At 71.8% G+C, this 25,932-nt stretch carries 24 protein-coding genes; 11 read left to right on the top strand and 13 right to left on the bottom strand.

Going from position 1 to position 25,932, the window contains the following annotated elements; translation table 11 throughout:
* The first annotated feature begins 12 nt into the window (after positions 1-12).
* Positions 13-2,304: a xanthine dehydrogenase family protein molybdopterin-binding subunit gene (locus tag ABT294_RS40340; protein ID WP_350811727.1), complete on the top strand. Its 2,292-nt coding sequence runs from the start codon at positions 13-15 to the stop codon at positions 2,302-2,304.
* Between the two features lie 4 nt (positions 2,305-2,308).
* Here ABT294_RS40340 and ABT294_RS40345 read toward each other — a convergent pair whose 3' ends face one another.
* Positions 2,309-3,487 carry a glycosyltransferase family 4 protein gene (locus tag ABT294_RS40345; RefSeq protein WP_350811728.1) on the bottom strand — a complete coding sequence of 393 codons (1,179 nt, stop codon included), beginning with the start codon at positions 3,485-3,487 and terminating at the stop codon, positions 2,309-2,311.
* Entirely contained in the window at positions 3,484-4,326 is an 843-nt protein-coding gene (locus tag ABT294_RS40350) for a sulfotransferase family protein (protein ID WP_350811729.1), read from the bottom strand. The genes ABT294_RS40345 and ABT294_RS40350 overlap by 4 nt, the downstream gene beginning before the upstream one ends.
* A 104-nt stretch (positions 4,327-4,430) precedes the next feature.
* Here ABT294_RS40350 and ABT294_RS40355 point away from each other — a divergent pair, with 104 nt between their 5' ends.
* Positions 4,431-6,005 carry a glycosyltransferase 87 family protein gene (locus ABT294_RS40355; protein WP_350811730.1) on the top strand — a complete coding sequence of 525 codons (1,575 nt, stop codon included), beginning with the start codon at positions 4,431-4,433 and terminating at the stop codon, positions 6,003-6,005.
* Here the strand turns inward: ABT294_RS40355 and ABT294_RS40360 are convergent.
* The 8 genes from ABT294_RS40360 to ABT294_RS40395 form a co-directional block, all read right to left on the bottom strand.
* On the bottom strand, positions 5,938-6,351 hold the full coding sequence (locus ABT294_RS40360; RefSeq protein ID WP_350811731.1) for a DUF7144 family membrane protein: 414 nt from the start codon (positions 6,349-6,351) through the stop codon (positions 5,938-5,940). The two genes, ABT294_RS40355 and ABT294_RS40360, sit on opposite strands and share 68 nt — an antisense overlap.
* Before the next feature lie 265 nt (positions 6,352-6,616).
* Entirely contained in the window at positions 6,617-9,382 is a 2,766-nt protein-coding gene (locus ABT294_RS40365; RefSeq protein ID WP_350811732.1) for a DUF5682 family protein, read from the bottom strand.
* Entirely contained in the window at positions 9,379-10,494 is a 1,116-nt protein-coding gene (locus ABT294_RS40370) for an ATP-binding protein (RefSeq protein WP_350811733.1), read from the bottom strand. Before ABT294_RS40370 ends, ABT294_RS40365 begins: the two co-directional genes overlap by 4 nt.
* A 13-nt stretch (positions 10,495-10,507) precedes the next feature.
* Positions 10,508-11,818 (bottom strand): vWA domain-containing protein, encoded by a 1,311-nt coding sequence (locus ABT294_RS40375; protein ID WP_350811734.1) that lies wholly within the window; start codon positions 11,816-11,818, stop codon positions 10,508-10,510.
* On the bottom strand, positions 11,815-13,203 hold the full coding sequence (locus tag ABT294_RS40380; protein ID WP_350811735.1) for a hypothetical protein: 1,389 nt from the start codon (positions 13,201-13,203) through the stop codon (positions 11,815-11,817). Before ABT294_RS40380 ends, ABT294_RS40375 begins: the two co-directional genes overlap by 4 nt.
* Complete coding sequence (locus ABT294_RS40385; protein ID WP_350811736.1) at positions 13,203-13,694, bottom strand: hypothetical protein; 492 nt, start codon at positions 13,692-13,694, stop codon at positions 13,203-13,205. Before ABT294_RS40385 ends, ABT294_RS40380 begins: the two co-directional genes overlap by 1 nt.
* A gap of 141 nt (positions 13,695-13,835) precedes the next feature.
* Positions 13,836-14,744 (bottom strand): DUF8832 domain-containing protein, encoded by a 909-nt coding sequence (locus tag ABT294_RS40390; RefSeq protein ID WP_350811737.1) that lies wholly within the window; start codon positions 14,742-14,744, stop codon positions 13,836-13,838.
* Positions 14,744-14,953, bottom strand: coding sequence for a heavy-metal-associated domain-containing protein (locus ABT294_RS40395; protein ID WP_350811738.1), 210 nt, complete (start codon positions 14,951-14,953; stop codon positions 14,744-14,746). Before ABT294_RS40395 ends, ABT294_RS40390 begins: the two co-directional genes overlap by 1 nt.
* A gap of 246 nt (positions 14,954-15,199) precedes the next feature.
* Here ABT294_RS40395 and ABT294_RS40400 point away from each other — a divergent pair, with 246 nt between their 5' ends.
* From ABT294_RS40400 to ABT294_RS40425, 6 genes are all read left to right on the top strand, one after another.
* The gene (locus ABT294_RS40400) at positions 15,200-15,571 is read left to right on the top strand and encodes a BlaI/MecI/CopY family transcriptional regulator (protein ID WP_350811739.1); all 372 of its coding nucleotides are present in this window, start codon (positions 15,200-15,202) and stop codon (positions 15,569-15,571) included.
* 144 nt (positions 15,572-15,715) lie between these two features.
* A complete protein-coding gene (locus ABT294_RS40405) occupies positions 15,716-17,422 on the top strand; it encodes a VanW family protein (protein WP_350811740.1) in 1,707 nt (568 codons plus the stop codon).
* A 25-nt stretch (positions 17,423-17,447) separates the two neighbouring features.
* On the top strand, positions 17,448-18,680 hold the full coding sequence (locus ABT294_RS40410; protein ID WP_350811741.1) for a bifunctional alpha/beta hydrolase/OsmC family protein: 1,233 nt from the start codon (positions 17,448-17,450) through the stop codon (positions 18,678-18,680).
* Between the two features lie 49 nt (positions 18,681-18,729).
* Positions 18,730-19,104, top strand: a complete 375-nt coding sequence (locus tag ABT294_RS40415; RefSeq protein WP_350811742.1) for a hypothetical protein — start codon at positions 18,730-18,732, stop codon at positions 19,102-19,104.
* 75 nt (positions 19,105-19,179) lie between these two features.
* A complete protein-coding gene (locus ABT294_RS40420; RefSeq protein WP_350811743.1) occupies positions 19,180-20,274 on the top strand; it encodes a PLP-dependent cysteine synthase family protein in 1,095 nt (364 codons plus the stop codon).
* Positions 20,271-21,518 (top strand): MDR family MFS transporter, encoded by a 1,248-nt coding sequence (locus tag ABT294_RS40425; protein ID WP_350811744.1) that lies wholly within the window; start codon positions 20,271-20,273, stop codon positions 21,516-21,518. Before ABT294_RS40420 ends, ABT294_RS40425 begins: the two co-directional genes overlap by 4 nt.
* 174 nt (positions 21,519-21,692) lie before the next feature.
* On the opposite strand, the gene ABT294_RS40430 is transcribed toward ABT294_RS40425, so the two are convergent.
* From ABT294_RS40430 to ABT294_RS40440, 3 genes are all read right to left on the bottom strand, one after another.
* Complete coding sequence (locus tag ABT294_RS40430) at positions 21,693-22,295, bottom strand: DUF305 domain-containing protein (RefSeq protein ID WP_350811745.1); 603 nt, start codon at positions 22,293-22,295, stop codon at positions 21,693-21,695.
* Between the two features lie 72 nt (positions 22,296-22,367).
* Complete coding sequence (locus ABT294_RS40435; protein WP_350811746.1) at positions 22,368-22,736, bottom strand: DUF6153 family protein; 369 nt, start codon at positions 22,734-22,736, stop codon at positions 22,368-22,370.
* A gap of 100 nt (positions 22,737-22,836) precedes the next feature.
* Positions 22,837-23,379: a carboxymuconolactone decarboxylase family protein gene (locus tag ABT294_RS40440; protein ID WP_350811747.1), complete on the bottom strand. Its 543-nt coding sequence runs from the start codon at positions 23,377-23,379 to the stop codon at positions 22,837-22,839.
* Between the two features lie 146 nt (positions 23,380-23,525).
* Here ABT294_RS40440 and ABT294_RS40445 point away from each other — a divergent pair, with 146 nt between their 5' ends.
* The 3 genes from ABT294_RS40445 to ABT294_RS40455 all read left to right on the top strand — a co-directional run bounded on the left by ABT294_RS40445 (position 23,526) and on the right by ABT294_RS40455 (position 25,884).
* On the top strand, positions 23,526-24,320 hold the full coding sequence (locus tag ABT294_RS40445; RefSeq protein ID WP_350811748.1) for a cupin domain-containing protein: 795 nt from the start codon (positions 23,526-23,528) through the stop codon (positions 24,318-24,320).
* A 117-nt stretch (positions 24,321-24,437) separates the two neighbouring features.
* The gene (locus ABT294_RS40450; protein ID WP_350811825.1) at positions 24,438-24,755 is read left to right on the top strand and encodes an STAS domain-containing protein; all 318 of its coding nucleotides are present in this window, start codon (positions 24,438-24,440) and stop codon (positions 24,753-24,755) included.
* 22 nt (positions 24,756-24,777) lie between these two features.
* Positions 24,778-25,884 (top strand): carboxylate-amine ligase, encoded by a 1,107-nt coding sequence (locus ABT294_RS40455; RefSeq protein ID WP_350811749.1) that lies wholly within the window; start codon positions 24,778-24,780, stop codon positions 25,882-25,884.
* The last annotated feature ends 48 nt before the right edge of the window (positions 25,885-25,932 follow it).

Consider the following 25,932-nt stretch of genomic DNA (forward strand, 5'->3'; position numbering starts at 1 on the left):
CACAATGAGCCCATGAGCGACGCGAGGCACGTGGGCTCCAGGACACCCCGCCGCGAGGACGCCCGGCTGCTGGCCGGGCAGGGCCGATACGTCGGCAACATCCGGCTCCCCGGCATGGCGCACGCGGTCGTGGTCCGCAGCCCCGTCGCCCATGGGCGGCTCACGGGCTGCGACACCAAGGCCGCCCGGGCAGCCGAGGGCGTGCTCGACGTCATCACGGTGAGCGACGCGGCCGCGATCCGGCTGCCCTGCGTCATGCTGGCGCCGGGGCAGCAGGAGACGTCCTATCCGGTGCTGGAGGAGACGGTCAGGTACGTCGGCCAGCCGGTGGCCGTCGTGGTCGCCACCACCCCGGAAGCCGCCAGGGACGCGGCCGACCTGCTCGACCTGGAGTTCGACGAGCTCCCCGCCGTCATCGGGGTGGAACAGGCGCTCGACGGCCACGTGCTGCACCCCGACTGGGGCACCAACCTGGTCACCGACTTCGTCCTCGGCGACGCCGACTGCGACCGGGTGATCGCCGAGGCGGCCCAGGTCGTCGAGCTGACGTCCAGCTTCGGCAGGGCCTCGCCGTACCCGATCGAACCGCGCGGCGTCGTCGCGTCCTGGTTCGACGGCGAGCTGACGGTCCGGATCTCCACGCAGGCGCCGCACCACGTCCGCGACCACGCCGCCGACGCGCTCGGACTGCCTCACGACCGGGTGCGGGTCATCGGGGGCGACGCGGGCGGCGGGTTCGGCGGCAAGGAGCACCTGTACCCGGACGAGCTGCTCGCCTGCCTGGCCGCGATCCGCCTGGGCCGCCCGGTGAGCTGGACGGAGTCGCCAGGCGATCGCCTGGTCGCCACGCTGCCCGCGCGGGCCGCCGTGCACCGTGCCAGGCTCGCGCTCGACGCCGACGGGCGCTTCCTGGCGTTACACGCCGACATCCTGGCCGACCTCGGCGCGCGCCCGTCCAACGTGGGCATGTCGCCGTTCATCGTGACCGCCATGATGCTGCCGGGCCCGTACCGGTTCGACCGGGCAGGGGCACGGCTGCGCGGGGTCGTCACCACGACCACGCCGACCGGCTCCTACCGCGGCTTCGGGCAGCCGGAGGCCGCCTGGACGAGAGAGCGGCTGATCGACGAGGCGGCCCGGCGGCTCGGGCTCGACCCGGTCGAGCTGCGGCTGCGCAACATGTACGGCCCCGACGAGCTGCCCTGTTCGACGCGGACCTGGCAGCCGTACGACTCCGGCGACTACCCGCGCGCCCTGCGGACCCTGCGCGACCTGGTCGCGCCCCCCGCAGCCGACGGCGACGGCCGCAGGCGCGGGGTCGGGTTCTCCTGCCACGTGGAGGCCACCGGGATGGGCGCGTCGATGGAGATGAAGGCGGCCGGGATCCAGGCGGGCGGCTTCGAGACCGCGGTGCTGCGGATGGAGCCCGACGCCTCGCTCGTGGTGTCGTCCGGAGTGGCCGTCATGGGGCAGGGCATCGAGACGGCCCTCGCGCAGATCGCCGCGGACCGGGTGGGGGTGCCGCTCGACCAGGTACGGGTGGTGCTGGGCGACACGGCCGTCGCGCCGTACTCGTCGATCGGGTCCATCGCCAGCCGCTCGCTCGCGGTCGGCGGCGGGGCGCTCACCCAGGCCGCGGCGCGGCTGCGCGACAGGATCGTGGCCATCGCCGCCCACCAGCTGGAGGCCGCGCCGGACGACCTGGAGATCGTCGGCTCGGCCGTCCGCGTGAAGGGCGACCCGCAGTCGGCCAGGACGCTGCGCGACCTCGCCACGTCGGCGTGGCGCGGCTGGGACCTGCCCGAGGGGGTCTCGCCGGGGCTGGAGGAACGCGTCTCCTACGACCCGACCGCCTACACCTACTCCTACGGCGCGCACGCCGCGGCCGTCGCCGTCGATCCGGAGACCGGGGCCGTCGAGGTCGAGGGGTACTGGGTCGTCAGCGACTCGGGGGTGCTGGTGAACCCCGCGATCGTGGAGGGCCAGCTCCGCGGCGCGATCGCGCAGGGGATCGGGATGGCGCTGACCGAGGAGATCGTCTACACCGGCGACGGGCAGCCGATCGTCGAGTACCTGCTGCCGACGACCCGCGAGGTGCCCGACATCCAGGTGGTGCTGATGGAGACGCCGTCGCCGATCACGCCGGGAGGCATGAAGGGCGCGGGCGAGGCCGGGACGATCGGGCCGCCCGCCGCCATCGGCAACGCCGTCGCCGCCGCCCTGCCGGAGATCGCCGACCGGGTCGTCAGCACCCCGCTGACGCCGTCCCTCCTGTGGAACTGCCTTCGCGACCGCCCAGCCTGAAAGCTCAGCGGGCCGTCCAGTAGCTGTCGGAGACGCTCTCCCCGCTCAGCAGGTCGGCGAACAGGTCTTCCCAGAGCGGCATCACGATCTCGGGGGCGTAGTCGTGCGCCGTCTCCGCGGCCGCGGCGCCCATCCGGAGCCGCAACCGGCGGTCGCCCATGAGCCGGTCCAGGGCGGCGGCCAGGCCGTCGACGTCCCTCGGCGGGACCAGCAGGCCGTCGGTGCCGGAGGTGAGGACGTCCGCGGGGCCCGTCGGGCAGTCGAAGGCGACGACCGGCAGCGCGTAGCTCATCGCCTCGATCATCGCCATCGGCAGCCCCTCGAAGCGGGAGCTGAGGGCGTAGACCGACGCCTCGGCCAGCTCCTTGTCGATCTGGTCGGTGCGTCCCGGCAGGTGGACGCGCCCGCCGAGGCCGTGCTGGGCCACCAGCCCGCGCAGCCGGTCGCCCGCCGGGCCCGAGCCGAGGATGCGCAGGGTCCACTCGGGATGCCCGCGCACGGCCTGCGCGAAGGCGGGGATGAGCAGGTCGAACCCCTTCTGCGGGACCAGCCTGCCCACCGCGACGACGACCGGGTTCTCCTGGAGGGACGGCTGCCGGTTCGGCACGCGGATCGCGTTCGGGATCCGCACGACCGGTGTGTGCGGCACGAGCTGCCGGTACTCGGCCCGGTTCGTCTCTGTCAGCACCACGACGGCGTCGAAGCGTCCGTAGTGCCGGGCGATCTCGTTCTTGATGGTGTCGGGGTAGGCCGCCAGGTTCATGTGCTCCTGCGCCACCCGGACGACGCCCTGGCCGGCGCGGCGCGCGGAGATCAGGTTCAGCGCAGGGCGGGTCGTGACCAGGACGCCGTCCCGCAGCGAGGACACGTAGCCCATCACGGCCCGCTCCACCCGTTCCGTGAAGTACCCGGCGGCGAACTCCCCGTACGGGACGATCTTGCCTCGGGCCCTGCGCCACACCTTGCGGACCAGCGAGTCGGCCGGGACGCCGTCGCGCTGGTCCACCAGCGTGCTCAGGCGCACCCGGGGGTCGATGCCGAACTGCGGGTCGTCCCGCCGCCGGACCACGCTGACGATCTCCACCTGGTGACCGGCCCCCCCCATCGCGTTGGCCTGGTTGACGACCGTGCGGATGGTGCCGCCCATGCCGTACGCGTGCAGCAGCAGATAGCGGATGATCATTCCAGGTACCCCCACGCCCGGCACATCGGTTTCAGCGTCTCGGGGACCAGGTCCGGGTCTGGAAGCTCGCGTCCCGGTTGCACGCGTCCCGAGCGGATCTTCTCCGTCCAGTCGCCGAGGCCCTTGCGCACCACGTCCGGCTCGCCGTACGTCAGCATGTCCGGCGCCCAGGGCACGCCGACGAACGCGCAGAGCTCGCGCGTGACCCGCTCGGGGTCGGCGGTGAGGTCCTCGTAGCGGACGGTCAGTCCGGGCAGCGCCTTTCTCGCGCGCTGCACGGCCTTCATGTAGCGCAGCGCGTCGACCGCGGCGTCCTCCGGAGTGCGCCTGTCGGGGCTGGCCTCGGCCCACGACGCGGCGATCGAGGCCGGGTGGCGCAGCAGGAAGACGAAACGGGCGTCCGGCCAGCAGGCGGCGATCCGCTCGTGGGCGAACGCGTTGGCCGGGGTCTTGTCCACCACGAACCGCTTGCCGCTACGGACCAGCTCGCGGTGGAGCACCCGGTCCCACAGCAGGTGCTCCAGGTCGGACCTGGTGTGGCCCAGCTCCGCCATCGCCTTCTCGGCCAGCGAGGTCCCGAATCCCACGGTCAGCCGGCGGACGTGCAGCTCATGCGGGGCGTGCAGGTCGGGATGCGCGTTCAGCATCGCCCGCAGCAGGGTGGACCCCGACCGCACCGGCGACATCAGGAACACCGGCGCCGTCAGCAGCCGGTCGATCGCCGGCTCGACGGGCGGCCGGAACGGAACCTCTTCCGTCGCCTCTGCTTTTCCTAGCTGTTTGACCTGGTACTTCGTGTACCTGGCCAGCGCTCTGTTGAGGGTGCGCTGCCATGTCATGCTCCGGCAGAGTACCCAGCGTTCCTGGGCATTCCCTGGCAGCACTTCTTACGGGGTGCGAACGGCACCGGGGCATCCGGCCTGTCCGGTGCCACGCTGGACAGGTGAATCGCACCACCGCCCGCGCCCCCACCGCCGTCGCCGACCCGCCACCCTCGCGCGTCGCCCGGGTTGCGGCACCGGTGGTCGCGCTCGTGCTCGCCGCACAGGCGGGCGCGCTGGCGATCGCCGTGGTCACCGGCGGACGCTGGTGGTACGCCGCCGCGTGGGTGCTGTTCGCGGCGGCCGTCGTGATGCTGCGCCGGGTGGCCGCGCGGCACGTGGCGGGGCTGGTCGTCGCCGGTGGCATCGCGGTGGTCGCCACGGGGTTGCTCGCTCCGCCGAGCACCAGCACCGACTCCTACCGTTACGCCTGGGACGGACGGGTGCAAGCCGCCGGCTTCTCCCCCTACGACCACGCCCCCTCGGACCCCGCCCTGGCCCCGCTGCGCGACGGCTGGCTCTTCCCCGGCTGCGCGCAGGGCCGCCTCTACCCGCTGCCCGGCGGCGGCTGCACGAGGATCAACCGGCCGACCGTGCACACCATCTACCCGCCACTGGCGGAGGTGTACTTCCTCGCGGTCCACCACCTCTCGCCTGACGGCGCGCGGCACCAACCGCTCCAGGTGGGGGGCGCGCTGCTGGCGCTGGCGACCACCGGCGCGCTGCTGTTCGCGCTGCGCGGCAACGCCTGGCAGGCCGCGTACTGGGCCTGGTGCCCAGCCGTGCCGATGGAGGCCGTGAACAACGCCCACGTGGACGTCCTCGGCGCGCTCTTCGTGGTGCTCGCGCTCGGCACCACCCGCTACCGGGGCGCGCTGCTGGGCGCGGCGATCGCCACCAAGCTGCTGCCGGCCGTCGCCCTGCCGGGACTGCTGTCGGGCACGCTCGCCCGCCCAGGACACGCGGTGCCCTCGCGGTCGGGAGCGTTGACGCAGTCGCGTTCGCCCGCCCAGCCAGAGGCGCCCGCGCGGCCGGATGCGCCCGCCCAGCCGGATGCGCCCGCGCGGCCGGGGGCGCTTGCGCGGCAGGAGGCGCTTGCGCGGCCGTGGCGGCGGGGGTTCGCTGTGGCGGCGTCGGCTGGGCTGCTCGTGGCCGTGGCCTACCTGCCGTACGTCCTCGCTTCGCACGCGTCCGTGCTGGGGTACCTGTCGGGGTACGTGGCGGAGGAGGGGTACGACGACGCGGGCGGCAACAGCCGTTACGCGCTGCTGCGTCTGCTGCTGCCCGACTCGTGGGCGCTGCCGGCCGCCCTCACCGTCCTGGCGGCGGCGCTGTTCCACGTCCTGCGGCACGGGGACGCGGACCGGCCGTGGCGCGGCGCCCTGCTGCTCACCGGCCTGGCGTTCCTGCTGCTCACCCCCGGCTACTCGTGGTACGCGCTGCTGCTCGTCGCCCTCGTCGCGCTCGACGGCCGGTGGGAATGGCTGGGCGTCGCCGCGGCGGGCGCGGCCTCGTACCTGAGCGGCGCGGGCACGCTCGCCTACGCGGGCGCGGCAGCAGCGGTGATCATCGGAGCGTGGCTGCGCCACCGGGCCGGGCGCCCCGACGCGTACCGGCCCGGATCGGCCGCTACAGCGCCGCAGCCTCTCGCCCGTGGACGATCAGGGCGTACAGGACGAGTACGTCCACCGCGATGACCGCCAGCGACCACCACGGGTTGACGTCGATCCACAGGAGCTGGGTCATGGCGTTGATCGCGGCCAGCACGATCGCCACGATGCGCGCCCAGAGCTGCCCGGCGGTCAGCGCCACACCCGCGATCACGAGCAGGATGCCGAAGATCAGGTGCACCCAGCCCCACCCGGTGAGGTTGAGGATCATCAGCTCCCCGGCTCCGGTGACGTACATGTGGTTGTTGAAGATGGCGTAGAGGCCGGTGATGGCGTTGAAGACACCACTCATGATCATCATGAGCCCGGCGAACCACACCCAACCGACCCAGCCCGTTACGTGGCGGGCTCCGTGGGACGCGTCATAGGTCATCGCTAGCCTCCCCTAGTGGCTTGCAGGGAGTCTGAGGCGAATCCAAGGTGGACAAACGCCACATTGCGCAATCATTCACACGCTTTGGGACGTACTGATACAGCCGATATGCAGTTAATACTCAGATTTAACGCCATTGTCCTCTGATGTCGGGTCGCCGACGAGCCGCCAGAGACGCGCCGGCGACACCTACAGCGCGGCGCGTGGAGCGCGTCGAGGACCGTGCCGTTCCCCGGGCGGCACGGTCCTCGCTGAGCCGCGTGTTCTAGGCCCCGGACAGCAGCAGGGTCGCGACCGCGTCGGCGGTGTCCGGGTGGCGGGTCAGGAGGTCCGCCGCCGGGCCGCCGCCGGGTGGCGACGAGGGTTGCCGCCATTCGCCCTCGCAGCCCAGCAGCGCCGCCACGGCGTCCAGGGTCGCCGGGTGGCCTGCCAGGAGTTCCGCCACCGGGCCCGACGGGGCGAGAGCCGGCGCGGACGGCTGCGCGGCCTGGCCCGACCACGGCGGCACCCACGCGTCCACCGCCGCCAGGCCGGCCGGGAAGGTGCGGCCGGCCTCGCGGACGAGCACCGGCACCAGCTCCGCCGCATCCTTCCGCAGCATCGTGATCAGCTTGGGCAGCCACGGGAGCAGCACGTTGTCGGGCAGCCGGGCGAACGCCTTCGACAGCACCTCCACCACGAAGGGCGTCAGCGACGGAACCGACTCGAGCGACTGCACGAACCCCGTGATGTAGAGGGGGAACGACGGGACGACGAGCGGGTTGTCCAGCAGTTCCTCGCACCGCGCCCGCAGGTCCGCCTTCGACACGAGCCCGAGTTGCGACTGCGCGCCCCACAGCAGCGCGACCTTGGCGGGTGTCTCCGGGTGCGACTGCTGCACGGCGATCTCGAGCTGGGCGCGGTCGCAGCCGAGCGACAGCGCCAGGCTCTCCAGGCTGAACAGGAACCCGAGCATCGCGCCCACCTGGCGGACGCCCGCCTCCTCGTCCAGGAAGGCGGTCGGCAGCATGGTGCAGTAGTGCGCGTACCCCTGCTTGACGAACGCTTCGCACCACGCGGGCAGCACCGGCTCGGTGGCGCGGTAGTGGGCCAGCAGCCGGCGGATGCGGCGCAGCACCTCGGGCGCGTCGTCCACGGTGCGCTCGGCGGCCAGCAGGTCCACGGCCCGCGCGCCGAGCTCGTCGGTGAAGCGGCGGCTGCCCAGGTAGAGGATGGCGTTCTCGACCGCGTCGAGCGCGACGGACGCGGTGGCCTTGGGGTCCCACACGATCTTGCGCAGGCGCTGCTCCAGCACCTGTTCGACGGTGACGCCCTCGTAGCCGAGCTCGATGAGCGCCCGCTGGTCGCGGCCGAGCCACAGGTCCCAGCTCTCCTGGATGGCCCGCTCCCCCAGGCTGCGCGAGCCCATGATGGGTCGGACGGTGCCGTCCGGCAGCAGGAAGCGCAGCATCCACAGCAGCTGCGAGCAGGGCACCAGGTCCGGGTTGGCCTGGAGGTCGATCAGGGCCCGCTGGAGGGTCCGCTTCTGCAGGTCGAGCCCCAGCGGCTCCAGCCGGTCGTAGACGTCGCGGGCCAGCGGCGGCATGGCATCGTAGCCGACCTGGCCGATCCGGTCGCCGCCGAGGAGGATCTCGCACAGGCGGCGCACGTCACGGCGTCCCGGGACGGCGTCCTTCTCGATGCAGGTGACGGCGGCGTCCTGGAAGTCGTACGGCGTCGGACGGGCCCGGCCGCGCATCCCCGCGAGCAGGATGGACGTCTCGAACACGGCGATGGCGTCGGCCGTGGAGGACAGGTAGCCGTTCTTGCGGGCCAGCCTGACGATGTCGACGCACCAGCCGAGCAGCTCGGCCTCGTCCAGGCCGTCCAGCGTGGGCGGTTTCGACAGGAAGCCGGTCAGCTTGTCGGTGACCTCGGCCTGCGGGACGGGCGCGGGCAGCCGCGCGGGCTTGGCCGACTTCTTCTGGCCGGCGAGCTCGAAGGGCTTGACGCGGCTGCGCGATAGCGCCTTCGTCCAGGTGGCCGCGGCGATCGACACCGAGCCGGACGCCAGCCCGAACTGGGCCTCGATCGCCGACTGGCTGGACGGGATGAGCCCGTACAGCCAGCGCGTACCCGTCCGGGGGGTGATCTCGAAGGGGGCCTCCGAGGCCAGCCCGAACTGCTCGACGCGGCTGGCCGCGTGGAACGCGCCGCACACGTACAGGCACTGCGACGGGTCCGCACCGGACGCGGCGAGGTGCTCGCGCATCCGGGCCCACATGTAGCGCTCGCGGTCCTCGTCCCTGTCGAGCTGGGCGCCGTCGGGACGCAGCCGCCTGAACAGGCTGCCGATCAGCACCATGACCTGCCGGTACGTCTCGTAGTCCGCACCGGCGAGCGGCTGCTCCACGTACTGGTCCCACCATTCGGACCAGTGCCTGACCTTGCCGTGGTGCAGCAGGTGCTCTTCCAGCTCGGCGAAGCGGGGCCGCAGGTCGCCGATCTCGACGCCCACGGAGTCGCCGTGCAGGGCGGCGTCCTCGCGCTGCTCCTCCTCGGACTCCCCCTGCTCGGACGCCCCCTGCGGCAGCCACTGGAAGACGTGGTCGGCCGAGCGGTCCACCAGCACCAGCTCGACGTCCGGCCGGTCGAGGGCGTAGGCGATGGCCTGGTACTCGGCCGACGCCTCGGTGATCGGCGCCACCACGCTGAGCGGCCCGGACTCCGGCGGGAAGCCGTCGAGGTCGGTCGCGAACGCCTGCAACGCCACGGGCAGACGGCAGTTGCGCAGCTCGGTCAGCAGAGGTTGCAGGTCCTCGCACAGCTCCAGGTAGATGACCTTGGGCTGCTTCTCCCGCAGCCTGCGCACCATGGCCAGCGCGGACGCCGGCGAATGGTGGCAGACCGGGAAGATCTCCATGTCCTCGCGCAGTGCCCGGTCGACGTCGTCCACCAGGCCCGACAGGATGCCGGACAGCGCGTCGGGACCGTCGGCGAAGGCGGCTGCGGCGTCGAGGAGCTGCTCGCGGAGGGCGCCGAACGGGCTCATGAGAGCGTGGCGATCGCCTGGCGGCCACCCTCGAGGAAGTCCTGCCACGGGCCGCCGTCCTTCTTGCTGCGCGGCTCGACCACACCGTGCCAGTACTTGTTCAGGATGGCCAGGTCCTCAGGGGTGCGGCGGGCGAGCGAGCCGACGAGCGAGCTGCCGAGCGTCTCGGCGCGCAGGGTCCGGTCGCCGAAGAACTGGCTGTGCAGGATGGCGTCCTCCAGGACGCCGATCTGCTCCGCCGTGGACAGCGCAGACTCCAGCTTGTCGTCGTCGCTGGTGGCCGACGCGGCGGCGGCGCGCAGGTCGGCGAAGCTCTGCAGCAGGATGTCCAGCAGCGTGGGCGGCAGGTCCAGCTCGACCTGGTGCCTGCGCAGCAGCTCCGTGGTACGGAACCGGACGATCTCCGCCTCGCTCTTCTTGTTCGTCACCACCGGGATGCGGACGAAGTTGAACCGCCGCTTCAGCGCCGAGGAGAGGTCGTTCACACCGCGGTCACGGCTGTTGGCCGTGGCGATGATCGAGAACCCGGGCTGGGCGAAGACGATGTTGTCGTCGTCCAGTTCGGGGATGGACACGTACTTCTCGGACAGGATGGAGATCAGCGCGTCCTGCACGTCGCTGGTCGAGCGGGTCAGCTCCTCGAAGCGGCCGATCACGCCCTTCTCCATCGCCGTCATGATCGGCGAGGGGATCATCGACTCGCGCGACTGCCCCTTGGCGATCACCATGGAGACGTTCCACGAGTACTTGATGTGGTCCTCGGTGGTGCCCGCAGTGCCCTGGACGACCAGGGTCGAGTTGCGGCAGATGGCGGCGGCGAGCAGCTCGGCGAGCCAGCTCTTGCCCGTGCCCGGGTCGCCGATCAGCAGCAGGCCCCGGTCCGAGGCCAGGGTGACGATGGCGCGCTCGACGAAGCTGCGGTCACCGAACCACTTCTGCGGGATCTCGCGGTCGAGCCCGTCGGAACGCTCGGAGCCGAGGATGAAGAGCCGCACCATCCGAGGGCTGAGCCGCCACGCGAACGGCTTGGGGCCCTCGTCGATCGACTCCAGCCAGTCGAGCTCTTCGGCGTACTTGACCTCGGCGGGCGCACGCAGCATCTCGTCGGACATTCTCGGGGTTCTCCTAGGTGAGGAAGTTCTTGAGCTCGAACACGAGTTTGCGGATGTGGCCCGACAGCACGGGGGTGCCCAGGTCCTTGAGCTTCTGACGGAACCACGGGTCCACGCTCTGCTGCCCGGAGCTGTTCACCGAGCCGACCGGGATGAACTTCACCCCGGACTTGTGCAGCGACTCGAAGTCGGTGATCAGCGACCGGTCGTCGTAGAAGTCGGAGATCCACACCATGACGGTGTTGCGTGGTTCGGCGATCTTGGGCCGGGCCATGGCCATCGCGACGGGGCCGTGGGTGCCGCCGCCGAGCGTCGTGCGCAGCAGCACCTCGAACGGGTCGTGCACCCAGGGCGTCAGGTCGAGCGCGCGGGTGTCGTACGCGACCAGGTGGACGTCCACCTTGGGCAGGCCCGCGAAGATCGACGCCAGGATGGTGCAGTTCACCATCGCGTCCACCATCGAGCCCGACTGGTCGACCACCACGATGAGCCGCTGTGGCGTGGTCTTGCGCGCGGTCTGCTTGTAGAACAGCTTGTCCACGTAGAGCCGCTGGTCTTCGGGGCTCCAGTTGGTGAGGTTCTTCCAGATCGTGCGGTCGAGGTCGAGGTTGCGGTACACCCGCTTCGGCGGCACCGACCTGTCGATGGCGCCCACCGTGGTCTTCTCGACCTGGGTGCGCAGGACCTCCGCGACCTGGTCCACGTACTTGCGGATCAGCGCCTTGGCGTTGGCCAGCGCGACGCCCGAGAGGTTGGACTTGTCGCGCAGCAGCTGCTCGATGAGCGACATGCTCGGCGTGAGCTGCCTGGCCAGCGCCGGGTCGGCGAGCACCTCGCGCAGGCGCATGCGCTTGACGAGGTCGCCCTCCAGGCCCGACAGGACGCCCGCCACCTCGCCCATGCCCGGCTCGGACCCGATCTGGCCGGGCTGGCAGCCGAGCGCCTGCTCGAACCAGCCCGCGTCCTGCTTCCAGCGCGCCAGGTCGGTGGCGGTGACGTTGCCCGTCCCGGTCGAGAAGACGTTGAGCAGCAGCTTCGACACCAGGGCCGCCCGGCGGACCCGCTCGCGCGGGTCCTCGTCCTCGTCGTCCTTGGGGACCATCAGGTCGCGCAGCTCGGGGCCCAGGTCGGGGAAGCGCTGGACCAGGTTGTCCACCGACACCGACGGGTCGAGCAGCGCGGGCGGCAGCCCGAGGTCGTCGACGATGGCCACGCTGGACGCCTCCAGCGAAGGCTGCTCGTCGCCCTCGAACAGCCGCGACAGCAGGCGCCAGTAGAGCACCTGGCGCCGGTTCTCGTCGGCGCCGATCGGGGAGTCGCTCATTTCCGCAGCAGCCGTCCCGCTCGCTCGCGCAGCACGGCCACCGGGTCGCCGACCCGCGCGCCCGCCTTGAGCACCTTCTGGTCGGTGGGGCCGAGCGCCCAGTCGCCGGTGTGCGCCACGACCGGCTTCTTCTTGACCGTGGCCTGCACCGCGAGCGGCCGTACCGACCACCGGCCGGCGTCCCAGCGCATCAGCCCGAGGCAGGCCGTGGACGCGGCCACCAGTTCCGGCGTGAGCGGGCCGCAGGACGGGAGGCGGTCCACCTCGACGGCGAGCGCGTTCCCGTCGAGCACGAACGCGTCGCCGGTCACCGTGTAGCCCTCCAGCAGGACGGGTTCCGCGATGCGTACCGGATGACGATCCAGGGGCGGCACCGCGGGAGCCGACGCCCCGGCGAGCTGGACCCTGGCCGTCGCGAACGGGTCGGCCGGCTCGCCCAACCTGGCCCGATCGTCGTGCCACACCAGGTCGCCGCTGCCGAGCAGCGGCATGTCGGTGATGTCCAGGCTGAGGTGCTCCGCGAGCGCCTTCCGTAGGCCGCGGACCCCGCTCAGCAGCTGCCACAGGAACGGGCCCGAAATCGTGTCGACCTTGGTGGCCGCGACGCTCGTCCGCACCAGCCGGGACGGCTCGCCGCCCGCGGGTTCCAGGACGGCGTGGACCTGCGCCTGCATCGCGGTGGGGTGCTCGTGGACGTCCACGCCGAGGATCAGCAGCCGCCCCGACACCGTACGGGTGGCCTCGCCGGGCCAGCTGCCCGCCTGCGACAGCAGCAGGGCGCGCGCCCACAGGTCCGCCCAGCGGCGGGCGGGCAGCCGGTCCACGGTCGCGACCGGCGCCGACGCCCGCAGCTCGGCCGCCAGGCCGTCGAGCAGCACCGCCAGCCGGCGCAGGCCCGGCTCGGCCAGCAGCGCCTCCACCGTCTGGCTGGACGCGGAGACCAGGTCGTGGTCGACGCCGCGCCATCCGGCGATGGCCAGCTCGGTCAGCCAGGACCTGCTGCCGACGAGCAGGTTCTCCGGCACGGTCGCCAGGGAACCCGGCTCCTCCCAGGCGGCCCTGGAACGTCCGAGCGCGGCGTCGAGGCGGGCGAGCAGGGCGTCGTGCACCGCGCCGAACAGGGCGGTACGCGCTCCGGCCAGCGCCGTCAGGTGCTCGTCGGCGATCGAGCCGGCGGCGACCTTGCCTGCCGCCTCGGCCACCCGCGCGGCGAGCGGCGTGGCCCCCACCGAGCCGGCCAGCGCCGCCACCGCGGCGGCCCGCTCCTCGCTGAGCCGGGCGAGCCCGTTCGCGAGGGCGTCGTCGAAGCCCGTCACCAGGTCAAGCGCGTCCTCGACTCCCGGAGGGGCGCCGTCGAGCAGTTCCGCGAGCTGTACGCCGAGCATCAACGGACCGCCCCCATGGCCGGGAACCAGTGCATCTCCGCCAGGGGCGCGGCCGTGTCGGGCAGCTCCAGATAGGCCAGGTGGCGCAGGAACCGGCTGAACACGACGGCCGCCGGGGCGGGCTCGTGCTGCCCGTCCAGGTTGTACAGCAGGTCACTGCCCTCCTCCACCTCGACGCGCAGGTAGCGGGCCACGCGCTCCAGGCCGTACTGGACGACGGCCTCGTCCACGAGCGCCCGCAGGTGCTTGCAGGGCGAGCCGTACAGCCCGCCGCACGGCCTGTTGTTGTTCGTGCTGCAGTTGAAGCCGTGGGTTCCGGCGGTGATCGACGAGACGTAGACGCGACTGATGTCCGACCCGCTCGACACGACGCCCTGCAACCGCCCGTCAGCAAGCTCGACGAAGGGAACCTTCGCCAGCTTGCGCGGCTGCACGGGGGAGACCACCCGTACCACGCTGCTCTGCTCCCACGCGGCTGTGTCCGCGTTCACGCCTTTCGACCTCCAGCCCCACGGCTCGCGGACGCCGGTGGCATCAACGCGAACGGCCGATACATGATCCGGCAATGTACCCCATGTGATCCCGAATCGTGGCCTTTTCAAGATCAGGGCTACACCTGCATCTCCACCGCCTCAGTGGCCGTGGTCGACCTCGGCCGGAGCCTCGCCCGAGGGCGCCTGAACGGTGCGCGCGGTGAACGCGGCGGTCCGGACGGTTCCGCCGTGCTGGAAGTCCAGGAAGAGCCGGTAGTCGCCGCCGCTCGGCACCTCGGCGTAGAAGGTGATCTCCGGGCCGGAGGGGGTCTTGCCGTCGCCGGGCTCGCCGTCGGGGTGGACGTGCAGGTAGGCCAGGTCGCCGTTCCTGAGCGCGACCAGGTGCCCGTACGCCGCCAGGTAGGGCTGCAGGTCGGTGACCGGCCTGCCGTCCTTGCTCACCTTCAGCGTCAGCTTGCTCGTCCGCCCTGGAACCAGGTCGCCGTCGAGGGTGACGGTGTAGCCGTCGACCTCGGCCGTGCGGCTGACCGCCGGGAGCGGCTTGGGCCGGAAGCCGCCTCCGGCGTACACGTCGGCGCCGAGCGTCAGCCCGGTGCCGCCTTCGGGACGGAAGTCCGCGAAGACCCGGTACGCGCCCGCCTCCGGCAGCGTGAGCGGGATCGACCAGAGGCCGTCAGAGCCCATCTGCGGGTGGAGGTGCTGGAAGGACGTCAGATCGCGCGAGACCACGATGAAGTGCAGCTTCTTCTCGTGCTCGACCTGGTACGCGGTGACCGGCCTGCCGTCGGGGCCCGTCACCGAGAACCGGAAGTCCGTCTGCTTGCCCGGCTCGACCGCGGTGGTCACGGGGACGAGCGTGTACCCGTCGTCCGAGACCTGGAGCCCTGCGGGCACCACCTGCGCGGCCGGGGCGCTCTCGTGGGTGGCGTGCCCGCCCGGCGACGGCGGCGAGCCCACCACCCCCACCGCCTTGCCGGCCCCGAAGGTGGCGCCGAAGAGCACGGCGAGCCCGAGGACGTACGATCCGAGTTTCGCCGGGGTGTTCATCAGGCAGTCACGACCTCGTAGCCCGCCTCCTCGACGGCCGCCGCGATCGCGGCGTCGTCCAGGACGCCCTCGCCGGTCACCGTGACCAGGCCGGTCGCGAGGTCGACCTCGACGCCGGCGACGCCGGGAACCTGGCCGACCTCCTCGGTGACCGAGCTGACGCAGTGGCCGCAGGTCATGCCCTTGACGGTGTAGGTGCTGGTGGTCATATCGGATTCTCCTTGTACATACGAGCCTGGACGACCCCCTTGGGAGCGGGCCACCTCGAAACACTATACCCCCCCACCGTATTTGCGCGTGCCGGTATCCCGTGGAGACACGCCGGCGGGCCGCCACGCAACGCGGCCCCATAGTCGGCGACGACCCCCTCCTCGCTCGGACGTCCCGCGTCTTGGCCCGGCACCTACGAGCGCGAGTAGCATGAAGGCAGGTCACAGGAGGGAGGCACGCGGACGATGCGCACGTTGGGCGACCTGGAATCGGCGATCATGGACAGGATGTGGTCCTACCACCAGCCGGCCTCCGTCAGGGACGTGCTGGAAGATCTGCGCAAGGAGCGCCAGATCGCCTACACCACCGTGATGACCGTGATGGACAAGCTCTACAAGAAGGGCCTGCTGAAGCGGCAACCGGCCGGCAAGGCCTACGTGTACGAGTCGGTGGGGAGCAGGGAGTCCTACACCGCCCAGCTGATGCGCGAGACGCTCGCGAGCGGCGGCAACCAGGCGGCCACGCTGGTGCACTTCCTGGAGCGGCTGACACCCGACGAGGCCGCCGCGCTCGAATCCGCCCTCCGGGTGTACCCGCCGGGCAGCCGCAGGTCATGACGGTCGCCCTCGTCCTCGCCGGCCTGGCGTGACCTCCTATCGCGCATAGTTGACGGCCAGTTCCGTTCGCCGCACACAGGCGGGCGGATACTCTCTACCCGTACGACAGCCACTCAGATAACCGCTGATCAGGGGCAGAGCTGGATGCCGCACACACAGGAACAACCGACCGCCGGCTCCCGGCGCCCCCCACGCTCCCGGCGGGCCCGGGTGGCCGTCCTCCTCTCCGCCGTCCTCGTCGTCGCCGGGGCGGCGTACGCCGTGCCCGCCGTCGCCCTCGCCGGCGACGTTCCCCCGGGCACCCGCGTCGACGGGTCCGACATCGGCGGCCTGGCACCGTCCGAGGCCCGGTCGCGGCTGGAACGCGACCTCGGCAAGCGGGCGGCCACCCCGCTCGCGCTCGTCGCGGCGGGCCGGACGGTCCGGCTGAAACCCGCCGAGCTGGGGCTGGCCTTCGACGCGAAGGCGACCGTCGACGCCGCACTCGACGGCGCCACGACCCCGGCCGGGATCGTCCGCTCGTTCTTCGGCAGCCGCGACCTCCAGCCGAAGGTCACCGTGGACGAGCAGCGCCTCACCGCCAGGCTCGCCGACCTGGCCCGCGACATCGACACCAAGCCGCGCGAGGGCGGCGTCCGCTTCCGCGGGCTCGAACCGCAGGCGGTGCAGCCCAGGCCGGGCCGTACCCTCGACCGCGACGGCGCGGCCAGAGCCGTGCGCGACGCCTTCGCGGGAAAGCGCGGGAAAGTCGCCCTGACAGTGCGCCCGCTGCCACCCACGGTCTCCGCCGCCGAGGTCCGGCGGGTGGCCACGACGGCCCGGGCGGCGGTCGCCTCGCCGCTGACCCTGACCAGCGGCGGCAGGAAGACCGTGCTGTCCAGAGACCAGCTCGCCGCCGGGCTCCGCTTCACCGCCGACGGCCAGGGCGGGCTGCGGCCGTCCTACGACGCCTCGCAGGTCGCGTCCACCCTGGAGAAGGCGCTGGTCGACGCCGGTCAGCGTCCGAAGGACGCGTCCTTCAAGATCGTCAACGGCAGGCCGCGGGTCGTCGCCGCCCGAGCGGGGCGCGGGATCGACGTCAAGGCCCTCGGCGAGGCGATCGCCGCCGCCGTCGCGGCGGGAACCCGCAGCGTGGACGCGCCGACGACCCGGACCCAGCCCCGCGTGACCACCCAGGCGGCCACCAAGCTCGGCGTCAAGGAGAAGGTCAGCTCGTTCACCACCCGCTACCCCTGCTGCGCCCCCAGGGTGACCAACATCCACACCATCGCCGACCTCGTCGACGGCTACGTGGTCAGGCCCGGCGAGACGTTCTCGCTCAACGGCGTCGTGGGCAAACGCGACAAGGCGCGCGGCTTCGTCGAGGCGCCGATGATCCTGAACAACCGGTTCGTCGACGACGTCGGCGGAGGCGTCTCGCAGTTCACCACCACCCTGTTCAACGCGGTGTTCTTCGGCGGCTTCCAGGACGTGCAGCACACGCCGCACCAGTACTACATCTCCCGGTACCCGGCCGGGCGGGAGTCGACGGTGTCCTACCCGCAGCCGGACTTCCGCTGGCGCAACGACTCCCCCTACGGCGTGCTGATCAAGACCTCGTACACGGACACCTCGGTCACCGTCGACTTCTGGAGCACCAAGCGCTACGACGTCGAGTCGCAGAGCTCGCCCCGCTACCAGGTCAAACCCATCGAGACCATCACCGAGACCGGCAAGGAGTGCATCCCGATGGCCGGCGCCGAAGGGTTCACCATCGACGTCTGGCGCATCTTCAAACAGGACGGCAAGGTTCTGCGCAAGCAGCAGTTCCACACCGTCTACGCCCCCGAACCCCGCCTCACCTGCACATGACGTCGGCGACGTAGGCTCTTCCGTCGTGAACGACAGTCAGCGAGTGACGTTCCCCGGTTCCACAGGCGCTCCCCTGGCGGGCAGGCTGGAGCTGCCCGACGGGCCGCCCAGGGCGGTCGCGCTCTTCGCGCACTGCTTCTCGTGCGGCAAGGACGTCCAAGCCGCCTCCCACATCGCCCGCGAGCTGGCCAGACTCGGCATCGCCGTGCTCCGCTTCGACTTCACCGGGCTCGGCCAGTCCGGCGGCGACTTCGGCAACACCGACTTCACGTCCAACGTCGAGGACCTGGTGCACGCGGCCGGCTACCTGCGCGACACCCTCGCCGCGCCGACGCTGCTCGTGGGGCACTCGTTCGGTGGCGCCGCCGTCCTGGCCGCCGCCCAGCGGATCCCCGAGTCGCGGGCAGTCGTCACCATCGGCGCCCCCGCCGACCCCTCGCACGTGGCCGGGCTGCTGGCGAGCGCGCGCGAGGAGATCGAGACGGCGGGAGAGGCGGAGGTGACCCTCGCGGGCCGGACGTTCCGGGTCGCCCGCGCCTTCCTCGCCGACATCGCCTTCCAGCCGCAGCAGGAACGCATCGCCGCCCTCGGGCGGGCGCTGCTCGTCATGCACGCCCCGGCCGACGCCGTCGTCGGCATCGACAACGCCAGGAGCATCTTCGACGCGGCCCGCCATCCGAAGTCGTTCGTCGCCTTGGACGGCGCCGACCACCTGCTCACCGACGACGGGCAGTCGGTGTACGCCGCCGGGGTGATCGCGGCCTGGGCGAGCCGCTACCTCGACACGCCACCCCTCCCTGTCACGGAGGACGGAAGCGTCGAGGTGCGCGAGACCGGCCGTTACACCCAGCGGATCACCGCCGGCAGGCACGGGCTGACCGCGGACGAACCGGCCGACGTCGGCGGCGCCGACAAGGGCCCCACCCCGTACGATCTCCTCCTCTCGGCCCTAGGCGCCTGCACCTCGATGACCATCCGCATGTACGCCGACCGCAAGCAGTGGCCGCTGCGGAACGTGTCCGTCAGGCTGCGTCACAGCAGGATCCACGCCCGCGACTGCGCCGACTGCGAGACCAAGGTCGGGCTGCTCGACCGCATCACCCGGGAGGTCCACCTCGACGGCCCGCTGACGGACGACCAGCGCCGGCGTCTCATGGAGATCGCCGACAAGTGCCCCGTGCACCGCACCCTCACCTCGGAGGTCGTCATCGAGACCACGGAGGCGGCGGGTCAGCCACACGACCATTCGATCGTCTGATTACCCACCGCTGACATGAGATGCACGGACAGTGAGGTAACGTGCTGTCGTGCTCGCTCGCCCGTCCCGCTCTCCGCGTCGTGTGCGGGGGCGGTTGTGGCTGGGCGTGCTCACGATCGTCGCAGCGTTCCACCTGCTGCTGTGCGGTTTCGGGCCGCACGCTCACGACTCCGTCCCGTCCGTGCCGCACGCGCACTCCGCCGCGCAGGGCCCCGCTGATCACGGGACGCACGGCCACCAGCACTCGACGTCGTGCGAGAAGCCCTTCACCCAGCCCCCGTCGCAGCCGCTCCAGGATCTGCCCGGCAGCGGCCGGCGAGCCGCGGCGGCTCCGGGAGGCGCCGAGGGCGGCGCGCCGCCTTCGCGAACCGGTTCTCTCCCGGGCGGGCCCCTGCTCGCCGTGCTCTGCGTGTCACGGGTGTAGTCGCGCCCGGCGTGTGCCGATCCGGCCGCGCCTGCCGCTCATCCATGCGCAGTCGACCGTGCGAGGACCACCATCATGAACACCAGCCATCGGCGCCGGCCTGCCCGGGTTTGGGCCGCGACCCACCGCACCGGCCTTGCCGGACTTGTCGGCAACACGCCCGTGCTGCGAATCCCGGAGCTGTGGGGCGACAGCGAGCGCGGCTTCTGGGCCAAACTCGAGGGCCGCAACCCCGGAGGCATCAAGGACCGGCCCGGCCTCTACATGATCCGCCAGGCCCGGTGCCGCGGCGAGCTGCGTCCGGGTGAGCCGATCATCGAATCCACCAGCGGCACGCTCGGCCTCGGGATCGCCCTGGCCGGGATCGTCTACCGGCATCCGGTCATCCTGGTCAGCGATCCGGGCATGGAGCCGCTGATGCACCGCCTGCTCAGCGCGTACGGGGCCCGCGTGGAAACCGTGACGCGGCCGCACCCGGACGGGGGCTGGCAGGAGGCGCGGCGGGAGCGGGTCCGCCGGCTCAGGCAGGAGCATCCGAACGCGTACTGCCCCGACCAGTACCACAACCCCGACAACGTCAGCGCCTACGACCCGCTGGCCCGAGAGCTGGCCGGGCAGCTCGGCCACGTCGACGTCCTGGTCTGCAGCGTGGGCACCGGCGGGCACAGCGCGGGCGTCTACCGGACGCTCAGGCGGCTCTGCCCGGGAGTGCGCCTGGTGGGGGTGGACACGATCGGGTCCACGATCTTCGGTCAGCCCGCCCGGTCGCGCCTGATGCGCGGGCTGGGCAGCAGCATCTACCCGGGCAACGTCGCCTACGACAGCTTCAGCGAGGTCCACTGGGTGGCCCCGGCCGAGGCGGTGTGGGCCTGCCGCCGCCTCGCCGCGCGACGGTACGCGACCGGCGGGTGGAGCGTGGGGGCCGTCGCGCTCGTCGCCTCCTGGCTGGCCAGGACGGAGCCCGCGGGCACCGGCATCGCGGCGATCTTCCCCGACGGGCCGCAGCGATACTTCGACACGGTCTTCAGCGACGTCTACTGCGCCGAGCGTGACCTGCTCGGCCGCGAACCGGAGCCGGAACCCGACGTCATCGGCCATCCGGCAGAGGCCGAGGCGCTGCGCTGGACCCGCTGCGCCAAGGTCGCCGCCCCGGCGGGAGCGGGACGGTGAAGGGCACGGCCGCGCAGATGCGGTCGTTCAACCGGCCGGTACGGCTGCTCCTGGTCAACCAGCTCACCATCAACGTCGGCTTCTACATGCTGATGCCGTACCTGGCCACGTACCTGACCGGGGACCTCGGTCTGGCGACGTGGCTGGCGGGGCTGGTCCTCGGCGTGCGGAACCTCAGCCAGCAGGGCATGTTCCTGCTCGGTGGCAGTCTGGCCGACAGGATCGGCTACAAGCCGATGATCCTGGCCGGGCTGCTCCTGCGGACGGTGGGGTTCGCCCTGCTCGGGCTGGTCCAGGCGGTGCCCGCGCTGATCGTCGCGTCCGTGCTGACCGGGCTGGCCGGGGCGCTGTTCAACCCGGCGGCCCGCGCCTACCTCGCTCGGGAGGCCGGGGAGCGCAAGATCGAGGCGTTCGCCGTCTTCAACGTCTTCTACCAGAGCGGCATCCTCGTCGGCCCGCTCATCGGCCTGCTGTTGCAGGCCGCGGCATTCCAGATCACCTGTCTCGTCGCGGCCGGGCTGTTCGCCGTGCTGGCGCTCGCCCAGGCCCGGGCGCTGCCCGCGCGCCCCGGCGGACGAGCGGGCGCGCCGGGCGGCATCCTCCGCGACTGGCGGCAGGTGCTGGCCGACCGCCCTTTCCTGCTGTTCTCCCTGGCAATGATCGGCTCCTACGTCCTCAACTTCCAGGTCTACCTCGGCCTGCCGATCGAGGTGCGCCGGGCGAGCGGCGGAGAGCTCGGCGTCGCGCTGCTGTTCGCGCTGTCAGGGTCCATGGCGGCCTTCGGCCAGGTGCGCGTCACCGCGTGGGTGAAGGAACGCTGGAGCCCCGGGCAGGCCATGGTGCGCGGACTGGCGCTGATGGGGGCCGCCTTCCTGCCTCTGGCCGTCCCGCTCTCGCCGGCGGGCGCGCTGGCCGCCGTGCTGGTCACCACCGCCCTGCTGACCCTGGGCACGATGATCGTCTACCCGTTCGAGATGGCCACGATCGCCCGCTTCAGCGGCGACGAGCTCGTCGGCACCTACTACGGCTTCTACAACACCGTGTCGGGGATCGGCATCGCGGCGGGGAACCTCGCCACCGGCGCCGCTCTCGACGCCGGTCGCTCGCTCGGGCTGCCCGGCCTGCCGTGGTGGATCCTGGCGGGCCTGGGCTGGGTGTGCGCGGCGGCGGTCCGCGCGCTGAACCGCACCCGGCCCGCTCCTACCGGGTGTGGGAGTCGAGGTGGTGGCCGAGCCGGCGGGTGACCGGCGCCCGGGCTGTGCGCCCGGGCACCGGCTGGCGTCAGGAGCCGCTCGCCGCTGCTCGCCGCGCGGTGCGGCGGAGGGGGGCTACGCCCGCGCACCGCTCGCCGCTGCTCGGCGCGCGGTGCGGCGGAGGGGGGCTACGCCCGCAGAGGCGGCCGACTCCTGTGAGGCGTGTCAGAGGCGCTTGAGCAGGTCCTGCATCTGCTGGACCTCGGCTTGCTGGCCCGTCTCGATGGCCTTGGCCAGGTCCTTGGCCTCGGCGTTGGAGCCCTGCGCCTGCTCGGTCCTGGCCATGTCGATCGCGCCGTTGTGGTGGGCGATCATCAGCTGGGCGAACTGCTTGTCGAACGCGGCGCCCTTGGCCGCTTCGAGCTTCTTCATCTCCTCCTCTGACATGATCCCGGGCATGCTGTGGCCCATCCCGCCGGACGGCTCCTCCTTGCCCCAGGACTTCAGCCAGCCTCGCATGGTCTGGATCTCCGGGTCCTGCGCCGCCTTGATCTTCGCGGCGAGGTCCTTGATCTCCTTGTCGGACGCCCGTGTCGCGGCCAGGTCGGCCATCTCGACCGCCTGCTGGTGATGCGGGATCATCATCTGCGCGAACACCACGTCCGCGTCGTTGAACGTGGCGCTGCTCGGCTGGGAGCTGCTCGACTTGGTGGTGGACATGTCGTGCCCGCTGGTGGAGTCGGCGCTGCCACCGCAGGCCGTCAGGAGTGCCAGCGCGCCCGTGGCGAGGCCGGCGAGCGCGAGCTTGCGGAGTCGGGTCGTACCCATCGTGGTCGGTCTCTCTTTCGATGCTGCGTTTCAGGTCACCGTCCGCGGACGCGTGGTCCGCGAGGTGGCGGCCTATATGCGCAGCAGCGACAGGCGGGCCAGCCGTACGGAGGTCGGCGGCGGCCTGGCGACCCTGCCCAGGCCCGCGATCGTGGCGGACGCCCCCGACGACGCCCTCCGCACGAGTGCCGCGCTCGCGATCAGCGCGAGGATCAGCAGCGGCACGAGCACGGCGAGGCAGACCGAGGTCGGGTCGAACCCGGGCATCTCATCGTTGAAGGCGTGCGCGCCGGCTTGCTGCGGGGATGCGACGTGGGTGCGAGGCCCGGGTGGGGGCGCGTGGGCCGTGTTCGAGGGTGGCTCGTGCATCGCCGCGGAGGCCGAGTGGGCCGAGGAGACATGCCCGAGGGTGTGCATGCCGCACACGCCGAGTACGAGCATGACGAGTAGGACGAGGCGCCCGGCACTCAGCTCACGAGTGCGACTGGACCTGCCCATTCTCTCCAGAACCCCGACGATGTGTGCCCGTACCGGAAGTATCTTACGAGGAAGCATCGTAGGCCGTTGAGTCGGCCGCTCGCAGCCCGGCCAGCAGGTTGAAGGCGCCGGTCAGCAGGTTGAGCGTGACGAGGCCGACGAGTTCGGCGATGACCCGGTCGCTCCAGCCGTGCGCCCGGAGGCCCGCGACGTCCTCATCGGTGATCGAGGACGGCTCGGCGAGCACGCGCACGGCCACGGCGATGAGCGCCGCTTCCCGCGCGTCGGCGGAGGTTCCCTGCCGGGCGAGGGCGATGTCGGTCTCGCTGAGCCCTGCCGCGCGCCCCGCTTCGGTGTGTGCCTGGAGGCAGCGACCGCAACCGATCCACTCCTGCGCGGCGAGCGAGATCTTCTCGCTGAGCGCGCGGGGGAGCTTGATCCGTTTCATGGCCCGCGAGAGGTCGAGGTAGCCCTGGAGCAGCGCGGGCGAGTGGGCCATGGTGGAGACCATCTCGCCCACGCCGCCGCTCCTGCCGATGATGTCGTTCAGCAGTTCGCGGGACTTCTCGGGCGCGTCAGCGGGGTCGAGTGCGGTCAGGCGCGGCATGTGTCCTCCCTTGATTCCCCGCATACCCTACCCCCCTACAGCATGAAGCGGGTTCGGGCCAGGTGGGCGTGGAGGAAGTCGTCGGGTCCGACGACGCGCCCCTGTGCGAGATGATGTCGCCACCTCTCATCGTTAGGGGAAGCACGATGCGCGAACTGAACGAGGTCCCGGCCTTCCCAGGAGGCACTTCCGTCACCCGGCTGTCCGTCTACGCGGGCGCGTGCTCCGACGGGCTGGAGGGCGGCACGCCGCACATGCACACCGCCTCCACCGAGGCGTACGTCGTCATCGGCGGCCGGGGGGCGCTCCAGACCCTCGACCTGAACGGCCTGCGCGAGACGGAGCTGGCCGCCGGATCGACGGTCTGGTTCACCCCCGGCACCATCCATCGCGCGATCAACCGCGGCGGGCTGGAGGTGGTCGTGGTGATGCAGAACGCCGGGCTGCCCGAGGCCGGCGACGCGGTCATGACGTTCCCTCCGGAGGTCGTCGGCGACGCCGCGCGCTACCGCGAGGCCGCGCTCCTGCCGTCGGGCGGGTCCGACGAGGTGCTGGACGCGGCGGCCCGCCGGCGGCGTGACCTGGCAGTCGAGGGGTTCCTTGAACTCGCCGGTAGCGCTGGCGAGGGCGATCTCGGCCCGCTCCAGCGCTTCTACGACAGCGCGGTCTCGCTGGTGCGTCCCGCCGTCGCGGGCTGGCGTCAGACGTGGGAGAGGACGGTCGCCCAGGAGACCCACCACACCGCCGCCGTGCTCGACGCGCTGGAGCGCGGCGACGGGCAGCACCTGCGGCGTAGCGCGCTCCTGGAGTCGCCGCAGAGCGCCGAGGCCCGCTGGGGCATGTGCGGCCGCCTGCGGACGCACGACGTCGCCCATCCCGTGGTGCACTCGTCGCTCGACGTGAGGGAATCGACACCAGATGTTGGTATTCGCCCCACATAATCACGCTTATGGCAATTGACTGGAAATTGACGATTTTTGTGTCGATCCTTCCTTGCCGCTAGCTCAGACCGCGGTACATGCTGAAGCGAACCTTGTGCTGCGATCGGAGTGACGCCAGTGGACTTTGGTTTGCACACAAAAACGGTGAGCCACGATGTCACGATCGCTGTTCGCGGCGAGGTCGACATCGCCAGCGAGCCGGAGCTGTGCGCCTGTTTGACGTCGGTCCTGGCCAGGCCAGGCACGTCGCTCGTCCTCGACCTCGGCGGGGTCACCTTCATGGACGCTCGCGGCCTGTCTGCGCTGGTCAGCGCCCGCTCCCTGGCCGAGCGGTCGTCCGGAACGGTGTGCCTGGCGAACGTCCCGCCCGCCGTTATCCGATTGCTGAAGATGACCGACCTCGACTCGGCCTTCACCATGATTGTGCAGCGATGAATTCTCGGGATTAAGTGACCCGATGTCCGCTTCGCCGTCCGCCGAGGCGTCGGCTCGCTCCCACGGTGAACTGCTCACCCTGGGGGTAGAAGAGGAGTTTCTCCTGCTGGACGCGGCCACCGGCGAAGTAGCCCCCGTAGCCCCCCAAGTGCTGACCCTCCTCGGCGGCGAACCCGGCATCAAGCTTGAGTTCATGCGCTACCAGCTGGAGACCACCACCGGCATCTGCACCACCCTGGACGAGGTCTACCGCGACATCACCCGGCTGCGCGAGATCACCGCGGACGCCACGGCGCAGCTCGGCTACCTCCTGGTGGCGTCCGGGGTCGTCCCGCTGAGCGTGCCCGGCCTGTCGGCGCTCACCGACGACCCGCGCTACGGCGAGCTGGCCCGGCGCTACCCGCTCCAGGCGGCGGGCTGCGGCACGTGCGCGTGCCACGTGCACATCGGCATCCCCTCGCGTGAACTCGGCGTGCAGGTGCTGGCCCGGCTCCGGCCCTGGCTGGCCACCCTGCTGGCGCTCACCGCCAACTCCCCCATCGCGGACGGCCGCGACACCTCATGGTCGAGCTGGCGCTACCGGCGCTGGTGCCAATGGCCGTCGGCGATTCCGCCGCGCGCCTGGCGCGACGTCCGCGCCTACGACGCCGCCGTGCACAATCTCATCCGCGGCGGCCGGGCCCTGGACGAACGCGGTATCTACTTCCACGCCCGCCTGTCTCCCCGCTACCCCACGGTGGAGGTGCGGATCATGGACGCCTGCCTCACCTCAGAGGACACGCTGCTGGCCGTCGCCCTCGTCCGGGGGCTCGTCGCCGCCGCGCTGGACGAGGCGCGCAGGGGCCTGCCCGTCGAGCACTGCGGCCGGATCGCGGCCGGGCTCGCGTCCGCCGCCCGCCACGGCCTCGACGGCCAGGTCACGGACCCGCACACCGGATGCGCGCTGCGCCAGCGCGACCTGACGAACGCCCTGCTGAACCGCATCACCGACGCCGAGCCGGTGGCCCAGCTACTGGACCGGCTGCACACGCACGGCACCGGAGCCGCGCGGCAGCGCGCCATGTGGTCCAAGGCGGCGGAGTTGCGGGAGTTCACCCGGCTACTGGCCGAGGCCACCCGAGCACACTGACTCCCCCCACCCGAGCACGTCGGCTGCGGCCGACGCCCTCGAGCAGGT

It is taken from the genome of Nonomuraea sp. NPDC000554 (assembly GCF_040300065.1).
GTDB lineage: Bacteria > Actinomycetota > Actinomycetes > Streptosporangiales > Streptosporangiaceae > Nonomuraea.

Bases quoted from the DNA above. Each gene is read 5' to 3' on its own strand.
- ABT294_RS40340 (WP_350811727.1), top strand. From the start codon at position 13: ATGAGCGACGCGAGGCACGTGGGCTCCAGGACACCCCGCCGCGAGGAC.
- ABT294_RS40345 (WP_350811728.1), bottom strand. From the start codon at position 3,487: ATGATCATCCGCTATCTGCTGCTGCACGCGTACGGCATGGGCGGCACC.
- ABT294_RS40350 (WP_350811729.1), bottom strand. From the start codon at position 4,326: ATGACATGGCAGCGCACCCTCAACAGAGCGCTGGCCAGGTACACGAAG.
- ABT294_RS40360 (WP_350811731.1), bottom strand. From the start codon at position 6,351: ATGACCTATGACGCGTCCCACGGAGCCCGCCACGTAACGGGCTGGGTC.
- ABT294_RS40365 (WP_350811732.1), bottom strand. From the start codon at position 9,382: ATGAGCCCGTTCGGCGCCCTCCGCGAGCAGCTCCTCGACGCCGCAGCC.
- ABT294_RS40370 (WP_350811733.1), bottom strand. From the start codon at position 10,494: ATGTCCGACGAGATGCTGCGTGCGCCCGCCGAGGTCAAGTACGCCGAA.
- ABT294_RS40375 (WP_350811734.1), bottom strand. From the start codon at position 11,818: ATGAGCGACTCCCCGATCGGCGCCGACGAGAACCGGCGCCAGGTGCTC.
- ABT294_RS40380 (WP_350811735.1), bottom strand. From the start codon at position 13,203: ATGCTCGGCGTACAGCTCGCGGAACTGCTCGACGGCGCCCCTCCGGGA.
- ABT294_RS40390 (WP_350811737.1), bottom strand. From the start codon at position 14,744: ATGAACACCCCGGCGAAACTCGGATCGTACGTCCTCGGGCTCGCCGTG.
- ABT294_RS40395 (WP_350811738.1), bottom strand. From the start codon at position 14,953: ATGACCACCAGCACCTACACCGTCAAGGGCATGACCTGCGGCCACTGC.
- ABT294_RS40400 (WP_350811739.1), top strand. From the start codon at position 15,200: ATGCGCACGTTGGGCGACCTGGAATCGGCGATCATGGACAGGATGTGG.
- ABT294_RS40405 (WP_350811740.1), top strand. From the start codon at position 15,716: ATGCCGCACACACAGGAACAACCGACCGCCGGCTCCCGGCGCCCCCCA.
- ABT294_RS40420 (WP_350811743.1), top strand. From the start codon at position 19,180: ATGAACACCAGCCATCGGCGCCGGCCTGCCCGGGTTTGGGCCGCGACC.
- ABT294_RS40430 (WP_350811745.1), bottom strand. From the start codon at position 22,295: ATGGGTACGACCCGACTCCGCAAGCTCGCGCTCGCCGGCCTCGCCACG.
- ABT294_RS40435 (WP_350811746.1), bottom strand. From the start codon at position 22,736: ATGCTCGTACTCGGCGTGTGCGGCATGCACACCCTCGGGCATGTCTCC.
- ABT294_RS40440 (WP_350811747.1), bottom strand. From the start codon at position 23,379: ATGCCGCGCCTGACCGCACTCGACCCCGCTGACGCGCCCGAGAAGTCC.
- ABT294_RS40445 (WP_350811748.1), top strand. From the start codon at position 23,526: ATGCGCGAACTGAACGAGGTCCCGGCCTTCCCAGGAGGCACTTCCGTC.
- ABT294_RS40455 (WP_350811749.1), top strand. From the start codon at position 24,778: ATGTCCGCTTCGCCGTCCGCCGAGGCGTCGGCTCGCTCCCACGGTGAA.